This window comes from Niallia sp. 03133, from assembly GCF_052663225.1.
The window spans coordinates 35,074-54,469 of the sequence record NZ_JBQTCY010000010.1; the positions used below are offsets into that span (position 1 = coordinate 35,074).

Genomic DNA, 19,396 nt, shown 5'->3' on the forward strand with positions numbered 1-19,396 from the left:
CTTTACTATATAATTGAATATCTTCGCTTTTCAAATATATCGAACTATTTTACTTATTTCCCCAATCTATGGTTGTTTCATTATATTCTTTTTCAAAAAATCTATCGTATCACGATGATATTGACTCATCATGTACTCAATCGGCTGATATGGTGAAACAATCGGCACTTTTTTTTCTTTTATAATACGGATAATTGGTTTTGCTGTAGACTTCGATTCCAAAATCGACCATTTTCCTGCTTTTTTCTCTAGTGTTAAATCAATGATACCTAAATGATTTCCCCAAAACCCCGCCTGTACTGCCGGTTTACCATTAATTTTTCCGGTATGATGCTGAACCTGCAGCGAACTTCTTTCTCCTTTTTTCGGAAATAAACTGTGTGAATGTCCATAAAGAATCACATCTATTCCGTTTACCTTGCTGACATCCTTCACATTATTTCCTTTTTTTTCTTTTAAATCATTATCAGAATGCAGTCCAGCATGCACTAGCGCAATAATAATATCTGCACCCTCTTTTTTCATTTTTGGAACGATTTCTTCAGCTGTTTCCTGCATATTTTTTATTTTGACTTTATTTTCTAAATGCTCTTTATCCCATTGAGCCGTAATAGGTGTAATTAATCCAATTACTCCTACCTTCAAGAGCATTTCTTTTCCATTATTCGTCATTATATTTTTATTTAATATGATATAAGGAGAAAAAAAATGAATATCGTCCTGATCATAATTATTTTGATCATCTACATAAATATTTGCATTAACAAAAGGAAAATCTGCACCTTGAATACTTTTTAGCAAAAAATCAATCCCGTAGTTAAATTCGTGATTTCCGATCGTTGCAGCGTCGTACTTCAACAGATTCATGCTTTTATATGCTGGATGAATATCGGTGTAATAAAGAACATTGCTCGATGCAACATAATCTGCTAGTGCATTTCCTTTAATAACATCCCCGACATCGAATAATAACGTATTTAATTGATCTTTTCTTGCTTGTTGAATTAGACTAGCGGTCCTGCTTAATCCAAATTCAATCGTTCTTCTTTTGTTAACATAGTCAAAATCAAGAATATGTGAATGTAAATCAGTCGTTTCTAGAATACGCAAGGATAATTGGGGATATTTTTCCATTTCTTCCCCACAAACATGTTCTACCGGAAATAAAAGGGACATTAAAAGGAGAATAATTATATTTTTTTTCATCATGAACCCCTCCTTTACTGGGAAAATAGCCGTCACATGCAAAAATCTTCTTAATACCATTATTGTCCGCATTTTTTAGGAATCTACCCTGAAATTATCTTTCCATTTAATGATAAAAAAATAGTCAGCATGGTAAATAATGGGGAATTATGTCTACTCATTAGAAGTTTTGATAGCTTTTGTCTTGTCGCAGGAAAAGAAGGATGAAGCAAGTAATATATATACATACCTTCATTTTAAAAATGGTTTTTTTCTTAGAAAAATGTTGAAATCAACGGCAACTATATAAAAAAGGAGCGATTTATATGAAATGCTATTCCATTTTTGAAGTATCGAAGAAACTTACTACGTCACCCAATACGATAAAAAAATGGGAAAAAGATTTGAAGGATGTTCTTTTTATCCCAAGAACAAAAAATGGTGCACGGTATTATACAGAAAAAGAAGTACATTTATTAGGAGAAGCAAAATCTTTATATAAAAATAAAATCCCTAAAACAGTTGTTAAAGAAAGACTTACGATGATGTTTCAGCCAAAGCAGGAAATAAATCAAAAAGAAGCAGGCGTAGAATCGAAGTTTTTGGAACTAGTTGAAAGTCAGCCCAAAACAAAAGACCCAATAGAAAAGGAAGCAGTTGCAGAACATAATATGAAAGTGTTTCTTTCCTCTTTAGAATCGTATAAGCAAGAATTTTTAGAAGATGTGAAGGAAGAGATACGAAAGGGCATCCGTAATGAGGTAATGGAAAATATTAAAAAGGAAATTAGAACAAGCCAAGCTGAAACTGCAAGCGCAATCACTCAATGCCTCGATGAAAAAATAAAAGAAAATTTGGAGGATTTAACCAACACCTTACATACAAATGCAGATCAGAATAAATCAAATTATGAGGATATTCGTACAAATATTTACAGATTGTCTAAACTTTCAAAGGCAGAACGTAAAGCTTATTCTAAACAGTGGACTTTTTCTCATTCTTCTTCTTCAGAAATAAAATCAATGATCGGGCAATTATCCAAATCCAATGAAGAAATAAATAAATCAGTTGAACAGTTGCATCATAATAACCATTATATATTGGAAACATTGCAGCAGGAACGTGAACAATTGCATCAAAATATTCGTGAACGAGAGCAATCTTTTCAAGATTTAGTACAAAGTTTTCGAACTTCTGCTGAAAATGCAGGAAAAAGAAAACAGTGGTGGCATTTTTGGTAAGAAGAAAATGTGAATCGCTATTCCTCAATGACGGAAAAAGCTGGATTGATATAAACATATTTGTTTTCAAAACAGGCGTGTTGATTTCGCTCCAGCGTTTTTTTATTTGGTATTGTTATGGTAAAATCAATAGTTGTGCACCAAATTATCATGATTAGTGATTTTATCTTTTTATCAAGGAAATGGAGGAAAAAATGAGTACATATAAAATATTATTTCTTGATATAGATGGAACGATTTTACGTCCCGACGATACCATTGAGGAAACTACAAAAGAAGCAGTTCGATTAATGAAAGAACAAGGAATAGAAATATTTTTGGCTACTGGCAGGCCATTGCATGAAATAACTGATATAGGCGAAGCACTTCAAATCAAATCGTTTATTGGCTATAATGGTGCTTATGCTATTTATGACGAAAAAGATGTGTTAAAAGAGCCAATGAGCCCAGAACTTGTAAAAACATTTTTGGAAATAGCACAACGAAAAGACAATGAATTAATATTATATACAAGTACACATAATTTATTATCAAATCCAGACAGCCCCATTACCGAAAGATTTGCAAAAAAATTTCATTTACAAAAAAATAAAGCCTTTACAGAAGATGATATCAAAAATATTTTAGGCATAACCATTATCCATTTAAAAGAAGAAGACATAGCATTATATGAAAACTTTGTAAATGTTCATTTATCCCAAGTGAATATTGAAGGGTTCCGCGATGCATATGATGTAATCAGTGATAAAGTAAATAAAGGAATGGCTGTTTCTAAAATTTTAGAACGACTTCATATAAAAAAGGAAGAAGCAATTGCATTTGGTGATGGTTTAAATGATAAAGAAATGTTAAGTACGGTTGGCGAAGGATTTGCTATGGGAAATGCAAATGAAAAATTATTCTCCTATGCTAAACATAAAACATCATCTGTAACAGATTCGGGTATCTATAATGGTTTAAAATCATTAGGATTAATAAAGTAATAACGAAAAAACCCCATCCAGGGGTTTTTATTTTGCTATTGACATGATCATCAATCCAGATTGTCAGCTTTCACTTCAGAAAGAAACTGCCCTATCTTTTTTTCATAATAAGCAGCATTCATCTTATACGATAGTTCAAAAGGTGGGGTCGTTGCATATTCCTTTTTTATCCAATAAAAATCTTCTTCTTGTTTCAACTCATTTAGTTCCAACATTAGGCTTATTTCCATTGTGACAAGATTTTTATTTTTCGTTAAACTAACGATGGGATTAGATGTTCTAACAGGTTTATTCAATAGTTTTTTATTGAAAAAAATAGAGAAATTCAATTCATTTCCACTTTTGCTTTTTTTATTTATTTTTAGTAAAAATGAATCTCCTAAATCTTCAAGTTTATTTTTATCCATTTCTTGTATCGAAAGGATTAATTTTATGTACTTGTTTTCTACTGGCGAAATATTTATTTTTGTTGTGCTCATCTATATCCTCCTCTAACTGCACATTACTTACAGTCACTGCTTTTTATTATATGACTAGGGAATGTTTAATATAACGAAATTTGCAAAGCAGATTTTTTACAGCATTTTTATATCATAGTATAAAAGCAAACAAAATATCAATATTAACGCTAACATTAAATGAAACTCCTACTATGGGGGGGGTTCTTTCAATCCTTTTGTTGATTAGTTGAACTATCAGATTTTTATGCGCAGTTAGCTATCACCTACCTTTGCTTCTTAGTACACTAAAGCTTATAGGTGAGAGTCTTTCTGCCAGTTAATATGTAAAAAATCATAAAACAAGAAAAAACTGTTTACATTGTGTATAATAATCGTGTTAGCTTTTCTGTTACAAACAGCGGAGAGAACAATAAAATAAATTTTTTCTTGAGGTGCATGCATAATGAAAGAAATACAAACAGTTGAAGAATTCGAACAAATTATTCAAAATGGAGAAACGAATATTATTAAATTTTTTACTACTTGGTGTCCTGACTGTACGAGAATGGATCTATTTATCGATGAAATTATCGCCGGGAATTCAGATAAAAAATGGTATAGCTTAAACAAAGACGAGGTTCCAAGCATCGCAGAAAAATTTGATGTAATGGGGATTCCTAGTTTATTAATTTTTAAAGACGGCGAAAAAATAGGTCATTTACATAGTGCGAATGCAAAGACTCCTGAACAAGTGGAAGAATTTTTACAAAACTATAAATAATGGCGTTTATTTTGAATAAATACAAAAGAAGAGAAAGGTTAAATCCCCTTTCTCTTCTTTTCATTTTCAGAAAATCAACCTGTATTGCGTAAACCTGCAGCAATTCCATTAATAGTCAATAACACTTGATTCATTAATTCAGGATCAGGATTTTCTTGATCACGAAGCTGCTTGATTAGTTCTACTTGGAAAAAGTTCAACGGATCTACATATGGATTTCGTCTATATACTGATTCTTGTATAGATGGTGTATGATCCAGTAATTGTTCTTCTTCTGTAATTTGCAATAGGATTGTTTTTGTTTTGTTATATTCTTCTTTAATGTTTTCGTAAATTCTTGTACCAATTGCTTCATCTTCTACTAAAGAAGAGTATTCTCTTGCTGTAGGCAAATCTGCTTTCATTAGGGCCATTTGCAAATTATCAATTGTTGATCGGAAAAACGGCCATTTTTTATACATTTCTTGAAGTTCTTCTACATTCTTTGCTCCACCAGAAGCATATTCATAAAGTCCTGTTCCCGCTGCATACCATGCAGGCAATAATTGTCTGCTCTGCGTCCAAGCAAAAACCCATGGAATTGCTCGAAGGTCTTCAAAGCTTGTTTTATTTTTTCTTGCCATCGGTCTAGAGCCAATTTTCAAATTGCCAATTTCATTTAATGGCGTCGCTTCTTTAAAGTATGTCAAAAAATCCGGGTCATGGAAAACTAAAGATTGGTATTTTTGCAGTGCGATAGATGATATCTCTTCCATCGTTGTTTCCCATCTTGCTTTTTTATCATCATATTTATTTTCGTTTTGCGTAATATGTGCAAAGGCTGTTAATAGAGTAGAAGTGGCTTGTTCAAGGCTTCTAAAAGCAATATCTTCCAATAAATATCTAGAAGATAATACTTCTCCTTGCTCTGTTATTTTCACTCCGTCTCCCAATGTTTCCGGTGGCTGGGATAAAATGCTTTTATTTAATGGACCGCCGCCTCGACCAAGTGAACCGCCTCGACCATGGAAAAACTTTAATCCAATGTGATAGCCACTTGCCATATCATGGATTTCGCGCTGTGCTTTATACAGCTTCCAGTTGGCAGTAAGTGTTCCTCCATCCTTGCTTCCATCCGAGTAGCCCAACATAATTTCCTGTTGATTTCCATGCTGTTTTAAATGATCTTTGTACACAGGCAAATTAAATAATGTTTCCATAATCTGTGGACCTGCAACTAAATCGTCAATTGTTTCAAGCAGTGGAGCAACATTTAAATGGCTCTCTACCGACCCGTCAGCATGCAAACGATAAATGCCTGCTTCTTTTGCTAACACTAAAACCTCTAAAATATCACTCGGTGACTGAGTCATACTGATTAAATAAACAGTAATTGCACGTTTGCCGAATTTTTTATGTGCTTCGCGAATCATGTTAAAAACTTTAATCATTTCTTGTGTTTCTTTTGAATAATCTTCATTTAATAAAAGAATTGGTCTTGGATCTTTTAATACCTCTTCCAGCACTTTTATCTTATCTTCTTCATTCATGCTGCTGTAATCATCAGCAATGCGAACTTTTCTTAATATTTCGGTAATAGCATTTTCATGTTCACCGCTATGGTTGCGTATATCTAATGTTGCTAAATGGAATCCAAACAGCTGAACTTGACGAATTAATTTCAGAAGCAGCTTTTGCTCATGATCTTTCGGTTGATGGCTTTTTACACTCTCTTTAATAATAAGCAAATCCTGCAATAATTCATCTGCCGTATGATAGCCTTTTTCCGAAACTCCTACTTGTTTTAATCTTTCAATGATTACAGCGAATTTTCTGCGGTATACTTCTTTATCTACCGGCCATTTTTTCTCTTCTGATAAATATAGTTGCTCTTCCTTTACAATCGTTTGCATTAATGTTGGACTAACAGTAACTCTATTTGTAGAATGACTGAAACGCTTCATTAGCTCCACAACTGCATCCGTATACTTTTTCACTACCAATTCATTTTGCTTATGAAGTGTTTGCCATGTAACTTCTGGCGTAACATTTGGATTTCCGTCTCTATCTCCACCAATCCATGATCCAAAGGATAAAAAGTTTGGTACATCCCAATTAAAATTTGGATAATTTTCATGAAGGGCATCTTGCACTTCTTGATGAATTTCTGGCAGCACATCAAATAAAGTTTGGTCGAAATAATATAAACCATTTCTCACTTCATCCATTACAGATGGTTTATGTAGCCTTAATTCATCCGTTTGCCACATAATCGTAATTTCATTAAATAAATCTTCTTCGATTTTCTTATGTTCCTTTTTTGTTAATAAAGGATTATCCAGCTGCTTTAATAAAAGCGCAATTCGTTTTTGTATTTCTAATATAGATCGTTTAGTTGATTCAGTTGGGTGAGCCGTAATAATTAATTCTAAAGAAAGGGTGTTCAGTACATTTTGGATTTCTGATTCTGATAAATTTTTACTTTTAAATGTTTGAATAGCACTTTCAATGGAATCTGGCTGTATGCCTATTTCGTCTTGTAGCTGATAATCTCTTCTACGTCTAATCCGATGATTTTGCTCTGCAACATTCACTAAATGAAAGTATTTAGAAAAAGCGCGAATAACTTGTCTTCGCATTGGTCTATCTAATTTTTCCATTTCTTCCTTTAGTGCATTATATGTTGTTTCATTATAATTTTGGCGCAGCTCTATCGATTTTTTACGTATTGCTTCTACTTTTTCTAATAGCTCTTGTCCACCATGGTGAACGAGAACCTCACCTAATATATATCCTAGCTGTTTTACATCTTTACGTAATGGAAGACTGCTTTCATTTACATTTAATCTTGTTGTCATTAGATTACCATCCCTTAATCTAAATATTATTTCAAATCTTATTAATACTTTTTTATCGTATCACTATTTTTAGAAAAATTCATCAATTATTCCTGTTTATTAATAGATAGTAGCGATAGGTTTCACTTTATTGATCTAATTTTCATATTAAACCGTTCTCATCAGGTAATATATGTATAACATTTTATCTAAAATTCCATTTTAAGGAAAATTACAAACCGTTCTGTTCTTTATTTATAAAGAACAGAACGGTTTTTTAATGATGATGAGATTCTTTTTGCGGATTATAAATAACAAAACCTGGCTGCGGAACATGAAAATATTGAATCCAAACCCCATCCAAAAATTCTGAATCACGAGTATCTACCAAGACATCTACTTCTTTATCTGTTTTAACAACTTCATCATGATCGGTTTGCTTGTCCAATTTTAAATCATAATGCGCATGTTTTCCATGGTGTTCTGTAATATACACACGCAGCATTTCTCCTTCATTTGCCTTGCTTAGCATTTGCTTCATTACTTTTTCAGCATGTCTATTTACCTTTACCTTCATCATTAAGTCCTCCCTTGAATAATTGCTGCTGTTCTTTCCTTAACGAATTTATCCCACTCTTAACGGGCAGTAACCCCCCACACATCAAGATGCTGAGAAATCAATGAGACTAGGTGGGGGATAACTTGCCCGTAAAGGTCCGATAGAGGTACACAAACTTAAGTCGCGACTTCCTTTGGCAGCGTTTGTGTGATCCACATCCTGTGGAACGCAAGCTTTCCATCTGCTGGGGATGAAGAAAACCCCAACTGATGAAAGGTATACTTTATTGTATTCCTCGATAAATGGGTTTGCAAATATTCGAATCTATTATCGATCGTTTTCCGATACAATAAAAAAACCAGGCATAGTTTCAGCCCAGTTCCTTATTTCTTTCCTAACTATTCAGAAAATTCCACATTTTAATAAACAGCAGCACTTTCTTGTATTTCTTTTAATTTTGCAAGTTCTTTTGCATAGAAAGAAAAATTGTTTTTATCCAAACTATCTAAAGTTTCATTTACTTTATATTGCAAATAATTTATTTTTAAATCTAAATCCATGACAGAAAATATTTTCCCTTCTGAAACGAAATCCTCCAGTTCTTGTATGTACATGTAAAACCGATAATCATTAATTAATACTAAAGCCAGCCAGCCAAGTGAATCTACATATTTTTTCTCTTCTGTTACAGTAATTATATCCCCTTTATGCACATCAATAATAAATGTATGATCTGGACTCGGACATGTACATTCAATCATATATTGAAATGAGGTTGTAACAACATAATTATTTTTCATTTCCTCTGACACCTTCTTCTTTTTGTTAGGTTAATATATTATTTCGAGAAATTTATATCGTTATTTTTCTTTATTGTAAATGAAAATGATTATCAGTGTCAATGCTTTTTTCTTCAATATATAATGAATATCTCCTTTTATTGAAAAGTAGCCATTCCGTTCCTGCTGCTGAGCTGATTTTCCACCTATGTAATTTGTTTTTTGCATAATAGAGGGCATTAGGATGTAAAAGCCATTATAAAGTGGTATTATTATTATATTAATGATAGAATAGATCGAAGTGATTTTACCTAGCAAAAAGCATGCGTTTTCCCAACTACCCCTTACTTTCGAATCAAATTCAGCTATTATTATTTCATTTTGTCAAAGGAGCTTAAAATGGATAAGGTAGACATACAATTATTAAAAACATTACAAGAAGATGGGAGAATTACGGTTAGTGACTTATCAAAGAAATTAGCATTAAGCCGTCCAAGCGTTTCTGAAAGATTATTAAGATTGCAGGAAAAAGGGATAATTTTAGAGTTCAGCGCTCGAGTTTCTCCTGCAAAGCTTGGTAGAGGAACACTCCTTTTTATTCAAATAAGCGAGCTGAAAAAAGAAGCTCAGCTTTTCGAGGAATATATTAAAACAGAAGCGGATATCATTGAATGCCACCGCGTTACAGGACCAATCAGCTATACGATAAAAGCAGCTGTTTCAGGGATTGATGGCATGAGGCAGCTTGTTGATCGTTTAATTCCATTTGGAACAATTAATACATCCGTTATATTAGCATCTCCTGTTCCCTATAGGCATTTATTGCCTGCTGAGGATGAATCCTTAAGCGATTAATTGTATAAAGTAAACTTCCATCAGTGGGGGTTTTTTCTCCTCCCCACTGATGGTTAGTTGCACTTATCGGACTTTTACGGGCAGTTATCCCCCACCTTGCTTCCTCGATTTCTCGGCATCTTGAGGTGGGGGCCTTACTGCCCGTTAAGAGTGGGATAAATATAAAAGACAGGAAAAAGATGTATTATAATCTCTTCCTGTCTAATGAATTATAAAGTAAACTTCCATCAGTGGGGATTTGTCCTCATCCCCACTGATGGTTAGTTGCACTTATCGGACCTTTACGGGCAGTTATCCCCCACCTCGCTTCCTTTATTTCTCGGCATCTTGTAGTGGGGGTCTTACTGCCCGTTAAGAGTGGGATATATTTATTTAGAAACAGCTTGATTCGAATCGATAATGGCAAATAATTCGTGAAGATTGGTAATTTCATATGTTGGCACAACATCAGAATGCGTGCTGTTTTCACGATTAATCCACACTGACTTAATCCCAGCCCTTGATGCCCCAAGGATATCTGTCATTAAATTGTCTCCCACCATTAAGACATCTTCTTTATCCAGATTAACTAAAGATAATGCATAATCAAAAATAGACGGATCAGGTTTTCCTTTTCCAAACCCTCCAGAAATAATGATTTCATCGAAATATGGAGCTATTTCAGGCGTGATGGTTAATTTTGTATTTTGCAAATGAGGGGATCCATTTGTGATTAACACAAGTTTATATTGATCCTTCAATTTATCCAATACAGCAAATGTCTCTTCATAAACAAATGGCGACTCTTTTCTAAACTTAGGAAATGCCTCTGCTAGTTCTTCCCCAAATTCTTTATCGTCAATGCCTACTGCCGCTAGTCCCTTTGTCCAAGCGTCTCTCCGATAAAAAGGTACAATCGCCTTCATTTTGCGAAAAGAATCATGATCATCTGAAAATTCTCCCCATAACCCTTCGAAAGGATTAATTCCAATCATTTGCGTAAAGCTATACGTTTCATACCCCTCGTACAATGCACGCGCTTCTTTTCGAACCGCTTCTTCTAAATCAAAAACAGGAATCCCATATTTCTCTTCTGCTAGGCGACATGTTTTCTCAAATGCTTCTTTTACACTTTTTTTGTCCCATAATAATGTATCATCTAAATCAAAAAATATTGCTTTAACCATGATCATTTTCCCCATTCTCTTATGTAGTTAGATTTTGTCCTTTACATATTAGATTACAAGGTTATGTTAGAGAAGTAAATACCTACTTGCCAGATCACTGTAGACCAATTTAGTAGCAGCTGCTATTTGTCTTTATTGGAATTAACTTTATTCCTGCAGCAGCAATGAATTTTATTTGCATAAAATAATGATATCCGATTAATTTCGTTTTTTTAGAAAAACTACTTTCAAATAATTGCTCTCTTTCAGCTTTTGAATCGAACGAAAATCAAACGGTAGCTGGAATTCCTCTACTATCTCAAACCGATTTTCCTTTTTGTCGAATGCTTCAAAAATGAAACCTTTAAATTTTTTCATATCAAACGTACTGCAGTTGGTTGATGCCACGATGATTCCATTATTCTTTGTTATGCTAATTGCTTCTTTTAACAAATTTGAATAATCCTTTGCTGCACGAAAGGTATGTTTTTTTGACCTTGCAAAGCTTGGAGGATCTAATATAACCATGTCAAATAATAACTTTTTCTTAACCGCATACTTAAAATAATGGAAAACATCTTCCACCATAATATGCTGGTTCTCAAGATTAATCGCATTTATTTGAAAGTTTTCTATTGTTTTTGGTCTGCTTCTATTGGCTAAATCTACACTTGTTGTAGATTTGCTTCCACCCATTGCAGCAGCAACGGAAAAAGCGCCAGTATAAGAAAAAGTATTAAGAACATCCTTATCCTTAGCATATTTATCTCGAATCGCTTTACGAACATCTCTTTGATCCAAAAATATTCCGACCATAGCTCCATCGTTTAAGTCAACGGAATAATTTATTCCGTTTTCTTTTACAATAATCGGAAAGTCGCCTCTTTTTCCGATAACAAAATCGTCATCTTCTACATAGCTCCCTTTTTGATCAAACCGCTTTTTTTCGTAAATGGCTGCAAAAGATATACAATTTTGAAGAGCTCGTATGATCATTTCTTTAAAAGTATATATTCCCTTGCTGTACCATTGAATAAGAAGGTAATCATTAAAACAATCGATTGTAAATCCGCCTATTCCGTCTCCCTCTCCATTAAATAGACGATAAGCTGTCGTTTCGTTCTGCTGCTCCAACTCACTTCTTCTTTTTATCGCTGCTTTCAACTTCTTTTCGAAAAACAGTTCATTTATTTCTGTATGAGGATCAGATGTTAGTATCCATCCTATTCCTTTATTTTGTATTCCGTAGTATCCTCTGCCTAAAAATTGATTAGATTTGCTTTTCACATCAATAATTTGACCCTCTTCTAATCCTGATGTACTTAAAAGAGCTTCTTTATCCAATAGTGGATTGCCATTTTTTATCCCTTTTTCATATAAGGAATGTACAATTACTTCAACTGATTTCATTTTGTCACCTATTTACGTTCTGTTTTCACATAACTATTTTGTTATATGATGCTCTAATTTCACCTTTCTATTATACATCATAACAGACCATCCACCTATTTTTCTAACATTCCTCCTACTTTTTACTCTAGAATAACAGAAAACGTTTATATTTCAGGACGTAAAGCCTTTGGAGGAGTTTATGTTCGTGATTTCGATTAATGCAAACAACCAAGAATCAAAGTGTATATAGATAGTCAAAAACCCTCTTTTATATGGAAAAGAGGGTTTTTACTTCGTTATTTAGACAGGATAATGTCATCAATAATCCCATATTCTTTAGCTTCTTCTGCACTCATAAAGAAATCACGCTCTGTATCTTCTACTACCTTTTCCTTTTTCTGTCCGGTTTTTTCTGCAATAATGCCGTTTATTTGTTCTTTCAGTTTTATTATCCGCCTTGCTGTTATTTCAATTTCTGTTGCCTGGCCTCTAGCTCCTCCCAATGGCTGATGAATCATAATTTCGCTATTCGGCAAAGCAAATCTTTTTCCTTTTGCTCCTGCAAGCAAAAGCAATGCACCAAACGAAGCAGCCAAACCTGTGCATATCGTTTGGACATTCGGCTTAATATATTGCATTGTATCGAATATCGCAAATCCAGCAGTTGTTGATCCACCTGGACTATTTATATAGAGCGAAATATCTTTATCCGGATCATCTGCCGCCAAAAATAATAACTGTGCCACTATATTATTTGCGACATGATCATTAATTTCATCCCCTAACATAATAATCCGGTCTTTTAATAGCCTTGAATAAATATCATAAGAGCGTTCACCGCCATTTGATTGCTCTATAACATAAGGAATCGCACTCATTTTTCCTTCCTCCTTCTTTTGTAATCCCTTTATGCAGCCATTGTAAATTCTGAATGCCAGCTTTGCACACTTGCCTGTTTCTTTTCCAGATTGGACGATTGCAAACATAAACGATTTGCCTTCATAGCCTTCCATAAAAGGTTCGGATCTTCATTTTTTAATACATGATAAAACAGGGCGGAAATATCATTTTTTGCCTCATCCGCCATTTCATTTTGATGAAAAGCGTATTGCTTTATTTTATTTCTTGCTCGAAAAAGAATGGATTTTACCGCTCCTTCTGTAAGATGCAAGCTTTCGGCTACTTCCTTTATTGAGTAATTAAAGCCCTCAGATAATAAATAAACAATACCTTGCTTAATCGTAAGGTGGATTGCAAGATGTTCAGCAAGAACCATTAAATTATCAATTTCTTTTTTAATGCTTATCTCCTTATCCAATTCATTATTAAGTTCCCATTTTTTATTTTTTCGAATGGTGTCTATCCATTGATTATGAGCCATTCTTTTTAGAAGCGCACTAGTAATCGCTTTTTCATCATACTTTTCCAACGCTTTTAAAAATGTTTCTTGAACAATATCATCACTTTCCCATTTATTCATCCCTAAAAATTTGCAATATTTTTGCAATAATTTATACTTCATAGCAATCATTGTTTCCTGATTTTCATTGGCAAATTGGTGGACGCTCATGATCATCCCTCCCTTTCCTTTCTATTATCTTAACGTTTTGCTTCCATAAAAAGATACGGGCAAAAAATAATTAGGTAATTTTTTATTCATTTAACTGTCAGCAAGGCTTTCAGCTCATTCGTTTTCTTTATTCCTTCACTTCTTCTAATGCCTTTTTTGCTTTTTCCTCTACAATATTATAAGACTGCCAAGATATTTGTTTTTTCCGTAGATTTTCTTTTTTTTCTAATAGCAGCTGCTTTAAAGGAAAATTATTGCTCTCTTTTTTATACAAATCAACTAACTCCGGCACAGAGGCATTAGATAAATAAGATATATACTGTAAATCAATATCACCTGTTTTTTCGTATCGTTGAATATTTTTCCTGACAATCACTTGATCTATATTTATCACATTTAAACTGCAATAATATAATAAGGAAGTTAATAAAAAGATTCGGATTAGATTTAGCTTTTCCATCCAGATTTTTATGATCGAAAACGAAAATAATATAGCCAATAATAGTAAAAACGAATGAGAAAATAAGCGTAAATACGTATATCCATACGCCTCTTCATATAAAGACAAACGTAAGTGGGAAGACAGCAGCATAACAAAACTAAATAGAACCATAATGGAAAGCAGTATCTTTAACACCTTTTTTTTCACAGCAGTATATGTATTTACACATATAATCATGACAATGTTAATGACCGTAACAAACATAAGTTCAAAAAAGCCTTTTTTAGCATATGCAGCAAACGTATAGTCCTTAATTAAGACATCGTTAAAAAAATAACGGAATTGAACAATCGTAAACAGGACATATAATACATTAATGGACACAATAATGGTCATTACTATGGTCTGATCCCAGGTTCCGCCTGTACTGCCAGTTTTTACTGGAACGATGACAGACTTGCGTCCAACCGTCTTTATTCCTATTACAAAAACAGCAAATAAAAATACAACTCGTATGAAAATCCATATTTCCTTCGTATTTAATGACATCATCTTTTGAATCGTTCTAATCATAAAATTGCCGAACTTTTCATCGGATGCACTGAGTAAAATCATTAAGATGATTAAAATAGGCCCGGCAATAATTAAACCAATCACCACTTTTTTTGTTTTAGCGTATGTTCCCTTTTTAGCGTTTTTTGTTAATTTTTTCAGCAAAAAGGCAGCGATTTTTTTGCCGAATAGAAAAAATTGAGTGAATTTTTTGCCTAAATATACAATAAATAAACTGGAGCTCCAATCAATAAATGCTGGACTCGTTAACAATGATGTATGAACAATCAGCAAGGCTGCTATCATTAAAAAGTTTAGACCGTAAAAAACGGGATTTGCTATAAATACATAACTTAAGGTCAAAAGCCAGATGCAGATAAATAAATACAGTCCTAACAGCTTATGGGTATGCTCTTTCTTTTTTACATAATAAAAATACAAACCATAAAAGGATACAACAAAAATACTAAGCGAGATTCCGATTGATCCTTTAAACAATGTAATTTCTGCAATAACTGCCAACAATAAACAAATGAGTACATACATTAAATTTTTTCTATTCATTTTTTTATTTTATCCCCTTTGCATAGTAATTCTATATAGATAAAAATAAGTAGTTATTCTAGGTAGTAAAACGCAAGTCTACTTAGTAATTCTACTTAGCAGACCTCAAGAACCACTTAAACAGATCTTATTGTTCCAAAACGAAATCCTAATATAGATATAGGATATAAGAAAAAGGTAGCTCCAATACATAATAGTATAAAATTTGGCGTTAACAATGGATCAAATACAGTTAATGGAATAATTCGAAATACAACTAGTATCATTAATAGAAGATTGGGCGCCAAAGAGATATAAAAGGTTTTTTTCAGCAGTTTTTTTCCACCTAAACCAAATTCCTTGCCAACTTCGTAACCTAAAAGCAGCCAGAAGAAAAGATACAATAAAATAAGATAAAATGGAATGCTTGTTAGAAAAGTCCACAATCTTCTTATAGAAGGGAATGAAAGAAAATGATAAAAAATAGTTAAACAGATTCCCCCTGTAAAAAAGAATAGATTTCCGAAGAAAAAAATCCATTTCGTTTTGTTTTCTGTTACTACTAGTTCCTCTGTATATAATTGTGCAATTTCTTCTGGTGTTCCAAACCTATCCAAAACAAGAATCATTGCTGCTTTTTCGTCCAATTGATGTTTCAAATAGAGTTCTTCTAAAAGGTCAGATAAATGATGATCATATTCTAATACGATTTCATCCTGATCTTTATTATTTTTTAACTTCTTTCGAAGCGAATGCAAATACTCCTGCTTAGAAGCAATCATATTCCCTATCTCCCTATTACTTTATCAATTGTCTGCACAAAATTTTTCCATTCACTTGTTTTCTGCAATAAAATTTCTTTGCCTGTTTCCGTGATGCGGTAATATTTTCGCGCTGGTCCCTTCCCTGACTCCTGCCAAAAAGATTCCACATATTCTTGTTTTTCTAATTTATGTAATGCTGGGTATAGTGTGCCCTCTTTTACTTGTAAAGAATAATCACTTCTGCTTTCCATTTCTTTCACAAGCTCATACCCATACATTTCTTTTTCTGCTAATAATTGAAGTAAAATTAAGGATGTACTGCCCTTTACTAGCTCCCGATTAAACATTTCCTCACCTACCTAGAATATTAATGTACTGTAGACTTATTGTATTCTGTTTCTTTTAAAATGGCAAGAGTATACAGAAAAATATGGACCTCGAATCCTGAGAAAGGAAATGCTTTCACCTTTTATGTTACACTTATGTTATGGACAAGTACTGCCTGAAGGAGGAGTTGTTTATAAAAGCATCCTATTAAAATACGTAGAAACCAAGGGGCATTAAATCAATTAGGTTATTCAAACATTCTTCGAATACTCGAATTATACCTTACATTTCACACTCCCATTTTAATCATTTCAGTCTCTTTTCTACATTAATATCAATTTTACTCTAACTAAAGTGATTATTCTTTTCTGTCCATATGCTATTATTTTGTATATTTTTTTTCATACGAGGAATTCTAAATGAATCATATATTTTGACTTTTTATTCCTTGAATTTAGTAAGGAAAGGTGTTTCATATGGGAAAAGTACATAAAAAAGAATCAAAAACACATTTAATTATTCGGTATATTCTGCTTATGGTTGGAGCAAGCTTGGCTGCTGTCGCCATTGAATTATTTTTGGTGCCCAATACCATTATTGATGGGGGAATCATCGGGATTTCTTTGATAATAAATTATATAACAGACTTTAGCTTCGGAATTTTAGTATTGGTTATCAATCTTCCTTTTTTATTTGCTGGATATAAGTATATCGGGAAAAATTTCTGTATTTCCTCCCTCTTCTCCATTATTGTGCTTGGGATAGTAGAGTCAAGCCTTCACCATTTTGAAGCATTAACAACTGAACCGCTTCTTGCGACAGTATTTGGAGGATTATTATTAGGAGCTGGGGTTGGGCTCGTAATCCGCAACTCTGGAGCTTTGGATGGAACAGAAATATTAGGGATTCTTTTATCGAAAAAAATTCCTTTTTCTGTTGGAGAATTCGTTATGTTTCTAAATGTTTTTGTTTTTGCATGGGCAGGGTTTGTTCTGCAATGGGAACAAGCTATGTACTCGATTTTAACTTATTATATTGCCAGTAAAGCACTTGATGCTGTTATACAAGGATTTGATGATACAAAAGCTGCGATGGTAATCTCAGATGAATATGAAGAAATCGCAGAAGCATTGTCAGACCGCTTAGGCAGAGGTGTAACAAAATTAAAAGGAAAAGGCGGCTATTTGGATCAAGACAAAGAGGTTCTATACGTTGTTTTTACCCGCTTAGAAGTAGCTAAATTTAAAAGCATTGTCCAGGAAATCGATGCGAATGCCTTTATAACGATAATGGATACACAAGAGGCTCATGGTGGAAGATTCAAGTCAGCCATCCACTAATTATGTATATCTTTAAATCTAAAGAAGCGGGAAGATGGAATCTTTTAATCAGAACTTTCATTCCATGGAAGTTCTGATTTTTTGATTTTAATGGATTTTCATTTCAGTAAATTTATTTCTGTAAAGAAAATCAGCTAATTTCTTTTGTATGAACTTCTTTTTTCCTCATGATAATCTAAAGTTCTTTTTTAGCCTCAGGTTGTAACACTAAACTATCTGTAAGATCCAAAGTAGAATTTTTACTTTCCTTCCCCATTTCCTTGAAAACGAACGCCAATCACAAATCATTTCCATGATATATTTTCTAGGCATTGGCAGTGCTTGATTATTATTCGGATCAATAACCCAATATTCCCAATGATGTTTATTTTTATGTTGATGATGGAGCGATACATATTTCCATTGCATTTTATCATCCGTACTTTTATCTCCATAGTAAAAAAATTTCTTAGCATATGGCTCTGTTAAATTTCAGTGTTGATCTAGAATAGTCAGGAAATTCACTCGCTTTCCGCGGACAAGCCTCGAGCCGCTTCGTCGTTTCACTCCTGCTTTCTTCTCGTCTGTCTCGCTAATCCGTGCTGAGAGTCTACGTGTATTCAGGCTGCTCCGTCATTCTAAAAGGTTTTTGATCATGTTAAAAAACAACAAACTTTTAGAAAACTGCCAATATAAAAAAACTGCCACACTTTAACTTTGCTTTACTCAGGTGAAAAGCTCGTTGTTAAATGGACTGCAGCTCCTTCTTCTTATAGGAGGGATAAAACAATTGGCAATGTGATTAAACTAGCAAGTGTACTAACTAAAGTAGCTGATGATACAAAATCTGGCTCGGTTCCATATTGTAGTGCATACATTGTTGTATTGGCAGCAGAAGGCATCGCAGCCAACACAATCATTAATTGTTTCACTAAATCATCTACTGGGAGCACCATGGTCATTCCCCAAGCAATAAGCGGTGATATCACCAATCGCAATACGAGCGCAAAGGAAAGTGGTTGTATTTGAATGTTTTTTAAAGATATTTTGGCCAATTCCATACCAAGCACAAGCATGACAGTCGGAATAGCCGCATTTCCAACAAGTTTAATTGCATCCAACATTGTACCACTTATAGGAATATGTAAAAACCGAAATATTATTCCAAGCAATGCACCATACATTATAGGTACTCTAATTACTTTTTTAAATGTACCTCTGCTGGAACCGCCTTCGGTAGAACCTTTTGCTGCAAAATAAATGCCGACTGTTGCCATAATCATCTGCTGAATGACCATTAAAATGACAGCGTAATGCAGAGCGGGAACACCAAATGCAAATAGTACAAGCGGCGTTCCGTAATTTCCATTATTCATAAAGGCAGAGGATAAGACCATGCCGCAAATTTTTTTGTTTGTATACCCTCTTGCCCAGCCAACCAAGTATATAATAGCAATAATCCCAAATACTAGAACGAGTGCAAATATAGACATCATTAAATAAGCATTATTAAAGTCCGTTTCCACAAACACACTAAAAGCTAAAAGCGGACTCATTAAATACACACTCATCGTAGATATGGGCTTTGTATCAATTGTTAAAATCTTTTGTCCAACAAATCCAACTCCAAAAATGAAAAAAATGGGCAATAACACAACAAAAAATTCCATCTTTATACTCCAATCTTCGATGTAATAAGAGCA

At 33.5% G+C, this 19,396-nt stretch carries 20 protein-coding genes; 5 read left to right on the plus strand and 15 right to left on the minus strand.

Annotation, left to right across the window (positions count from 1 at the left end; genetic code table 11):
• Positions 1 to 66: 66 nt before the first annotated feature.
• Positions 67 to 1,206: a metallophosphoesterase gene (locus ACTYBU_RS14865; protein ID WP_445490932.1), complete on the minus strand. Its 1,140-nt coding sequence runs from the start codon at positions 1,204 to 1,206 to the stop codon at positions 67 to 69.
• 305 nt (positions 1,207 to 1,511) lie between these two features.
• On the opposite strand from ACTYBU_RS14865, the gene ACTYBU_RS14870 reads away from it, so the two are divergent.
• Positions 1,512 to 2,426, plus strand: coding sequence for a MerR family transcriptional regulator (locus ACTYBU_RS14870; protein ID WP_445490934.1), 915 nt, complete (start codon positions 1,512 to 1,514; stop codon positions 2,424 to 2,426).
• A 194-nt stretch (positions 2,427 to 2,620) separates the two neighbouring features.
• Complete coding sequence (locus tag ACTYBU_RS14875) at positions 2,621 to 3,409, plus strand: HAD family hydrolase (protein ID WP_445490936.1); 789 nt, start codon at positions 2,621 to 2,623, stop codon at positions 3,407 to 3,409.
• Positions 3,410 to 3,459: 50 nt separating this feature from the next.
• Here ACTYBU_RS14875 and ACTYBU_RS14880 read toward each other — a convergent pair whose 3' ends face one another.
• Complete coding sequence (locus ACTYBU_RS14880) at positions 3,460 to 3,888, minus strand: hypothetical protein (RefSeq protein WP_445490937.1); 429 nt, start codon at positions 3,886 to 3,888, stop codon at positions 3,460 to 3,462.
• A gap of 424 nt (positions 3,889 to 4,312) precedes the next feature.
• On the opposite strand from ACTYBU_RS14880, the gene ACTYBU_RS14885 reads away from it, so the two are divergent.
• Positions 4,313 to 4,630, plus strand: coding sequence for a thioredoxin family protein (locus tag ACTYBU_RS14885; RefSeq protein WP_445490939.1), 318 nt, complete (start codon positions 4,313 to 4,315; stop codon positions 4,628 to 4,630).
• A gap of 74 nt (positions 4,631 to 4,704) precedes the next feature.
• Here ACTYBU_RS14885 and ppc read toward each other — a convergent pair whose 3' ends face one another.
• The 4 genes from ppc to ACTYBU_RS14905 all read right to left on the minus strand — a co-directional run bounded on the left by ppc (position 4,705) and on the right by ACTYBU_RS14905 (position 9,012).
• On the minus strand, positions 4,705 to 7,467 hold the full coding sequence (gene ppc / locus ACTYBU_RS14890; protein WP_445490940.1) for a phosphoenolpyruvate carboxylase: 2,763 nt from the start codon (positions 7,465 to 7,467) through the stop codon (positions 4,705 to 4,707).
• A 256-nt stretch (positions 7,468 to 7,723) separates the two neighbouring features.
• Positions 7,724 to 8,023: an iron-sulfur cluster assembly accessory protein gene (locus ACTYBU_RS14895; protein ID WP_445491183.1), complete on the minus strand. Its 300-nt coding sequence runs from the start codon at positions 8,021 to 8,023 to the stop codon at positions 7,724 to 7,726.
• A gap of 401 nt (positions 8,024 to 8,424) precedes the next feature.
• Positions 8,425 to 8,805 carry a hypothetical protein gene (locus ACTYBU_RS14900; RefSeq protein ID WP_445490942.1) on the minus strand — a complete coding sequence of 127 codons (381 nt, stop codon included), beginning with the start codon at positions 8,803 to 8,805 and terminating at the stop codon, positions 8,425 to 8,427.
• Between the two features lie 60 nt (positions 8,806 to 8,865).
• Entirely contained in the window at positions 8,866 to 9,012 is a 147-nt protein-coding gene (locus ACTYBU_RS14905) for a hypothetical protein (RefSeq protein WP_445490944.1), read from the minus strand.
• Positions 9,013 to 9,183: 171 nt separating this feature from the next.
• On the opposite strand from ACTYBU_RS14905, the gene ACTYBU_RS14910 reads away from it, so the two are divergent.
• Positions 9,184 to 9,639: an Lrp/AsnC family transcriptional regulator gene (locus tag ACTYBU_RS14910; protein ID WP_445490946.1), complete on the plus strand. Its 456-nt coding sequence runs from the start codon at positions 9,184 to 9,186 to the stop codon at positions 9,637 to 9,639.
• 368 nt (positions 9,640 to 10,007) lie between these two features.
• On the opposite strand, the gene ACTYBU_RS14915 is transcribed toward ACTYBU_RS14910, so the two are convergent.
• The 7 genes from ACTYBU_RS14915 to ACTYBU_RS14945 form a co-directional block, all read right to left on the minus strand.
• Complete coding sequence (locus ACTYBU_RS14915; RefSeq protein WP_445490948.1) at positions 10,008 to 10,805, minus strand: HAD family hydrolase; 798 nt, start codon at positions 10,803 to 10,805, stop codon at positions 10,008 to 10,010.
• Positions 10,806 to 11,003: 198 nt separating this feature from the next.
• The gene (locus ACTYBU_RS14920) at positions 11,004 to 12,194 is read right to left on the minus strand and encodes a class I SAM-dependent rRNA methyltransferase (protein WP_445490950.1); all 1,191 of its coding nucleotides are present in this window, start codon (positions 12,192 to 12,194) and stop codon (positions 11,004 to 11,006) included.
• Positions 12,195 to 12,472: 278 nt separating this feature from the next.
• Positions 12,473 to 13,189: an ATP-dependent Clp endopeptidase proteolytic subunit ClpP gene (gene clpP, locus ACTYBU_RS14925; RefSeq protein WP_445490952.1), complete on the minus strand. Its 717-nt coding sequence runs from the start codon at positions 13,187 to 13,189 to the stop codon at positions 12,473 to 12,475.
• On the minus strand, positions 13,084 to 13,746 hold the full coding sequence (locus ACTYBU_RS14930) for a sigma-70 family RNA polymerase sigma factor (protein ID WP_445490953.1): 663 nt from the start codon (positions 13,744 to 13,746) through the stop codon (positions 13,084 to 13,086). Before ACTYBU_RS14930 ends, clpP begins: the two co-directional genes overlap by 106 nt.
• 127 nt (positions 13,747 to 13,873) lie before the next feature.
• Complete coding sequence (locus tag ACTYBU_RS14935) at positions 13,874 to 15,304, minus strand: DUF4153 domain-containing protein (RefSeq protein WP_445490955.1); 1,431 nt, start codon at positions 15,302 to 15,304, stop codon at positions 13,874 to 13,876.
• A 116-nt stretch (positions 15,305 to 15,420) separates the two neighbouring features.
• Entirely contained in the window at positions 15,421 to 16,065 is a 645-nt protein-coding gene (locus ACTYBU_RS14940; RefSeq protein ID WP_445490957.1) for an HAAS signaling domain-containing protein, read from the minus strand.
• A 5-nt stretch (positions 16,066 to 16,070) separates the two neighbouring features.
• Positions 16,071 to 16,394, minus strand: coding sequence for a PadR family transcriptional regulator (locus ACTYBU_RS14945; protein WP_445490959.1), 324 nt, complete (start codon positions 16,392 to 16,394; stop codon positions 16,071 to 16,073).
• Positions 16,395 to 16,850: 456 nt separating this feature from the next.
• On the opposite strand from ACTYBU_RS14945, the gene ACTYBU_RS14950 reads away from it, so the two are divergent.
• The gene (locus tag ACTYBU_RS14950; protein ID WP_445490960.1) at positions 16,851 to 17,714 is read left to right on the plus strand and encodes a YitT family protein; all 864 of its coding nucleotides are present in this window, start codon (positions 16,851 to 16,853) and stop codon (positions 17,712 to 17,714) included.
• A 207-nt stretch (positions 17,715 to 17,921) separates the two neighbouring features.
• Here the strand turns inward: ACTYBU_RS14950 and ACTYBU_RS14955 are convergent, their stop codons facing one another.
• A complete protein-coding gene (locus ACTYBU_RS14955) occupies positions 17,922 to 18,122 on the minus strand; it encodes a DUF5662 family protein (RefSeq protein WP_445490962.1) in 201 nt (66 codons plus the stop codon).
• A 341-nt stretch (positions 18,123 to 18,463) separates the two neighbouring features.
• Complete coding sequence (locus ACTYBU_RS14960) at positions 18,464 to 19,363, minus strand: AEC family transporter (RefSeq protein ID WP_445490964.1); 900 nt, start codon at positions 19,361 to 19,363, stop codon at positions 18,464 to 18,466.
• Positions 19,364 to 19,396: the final 33 nt, after the last annotated feature.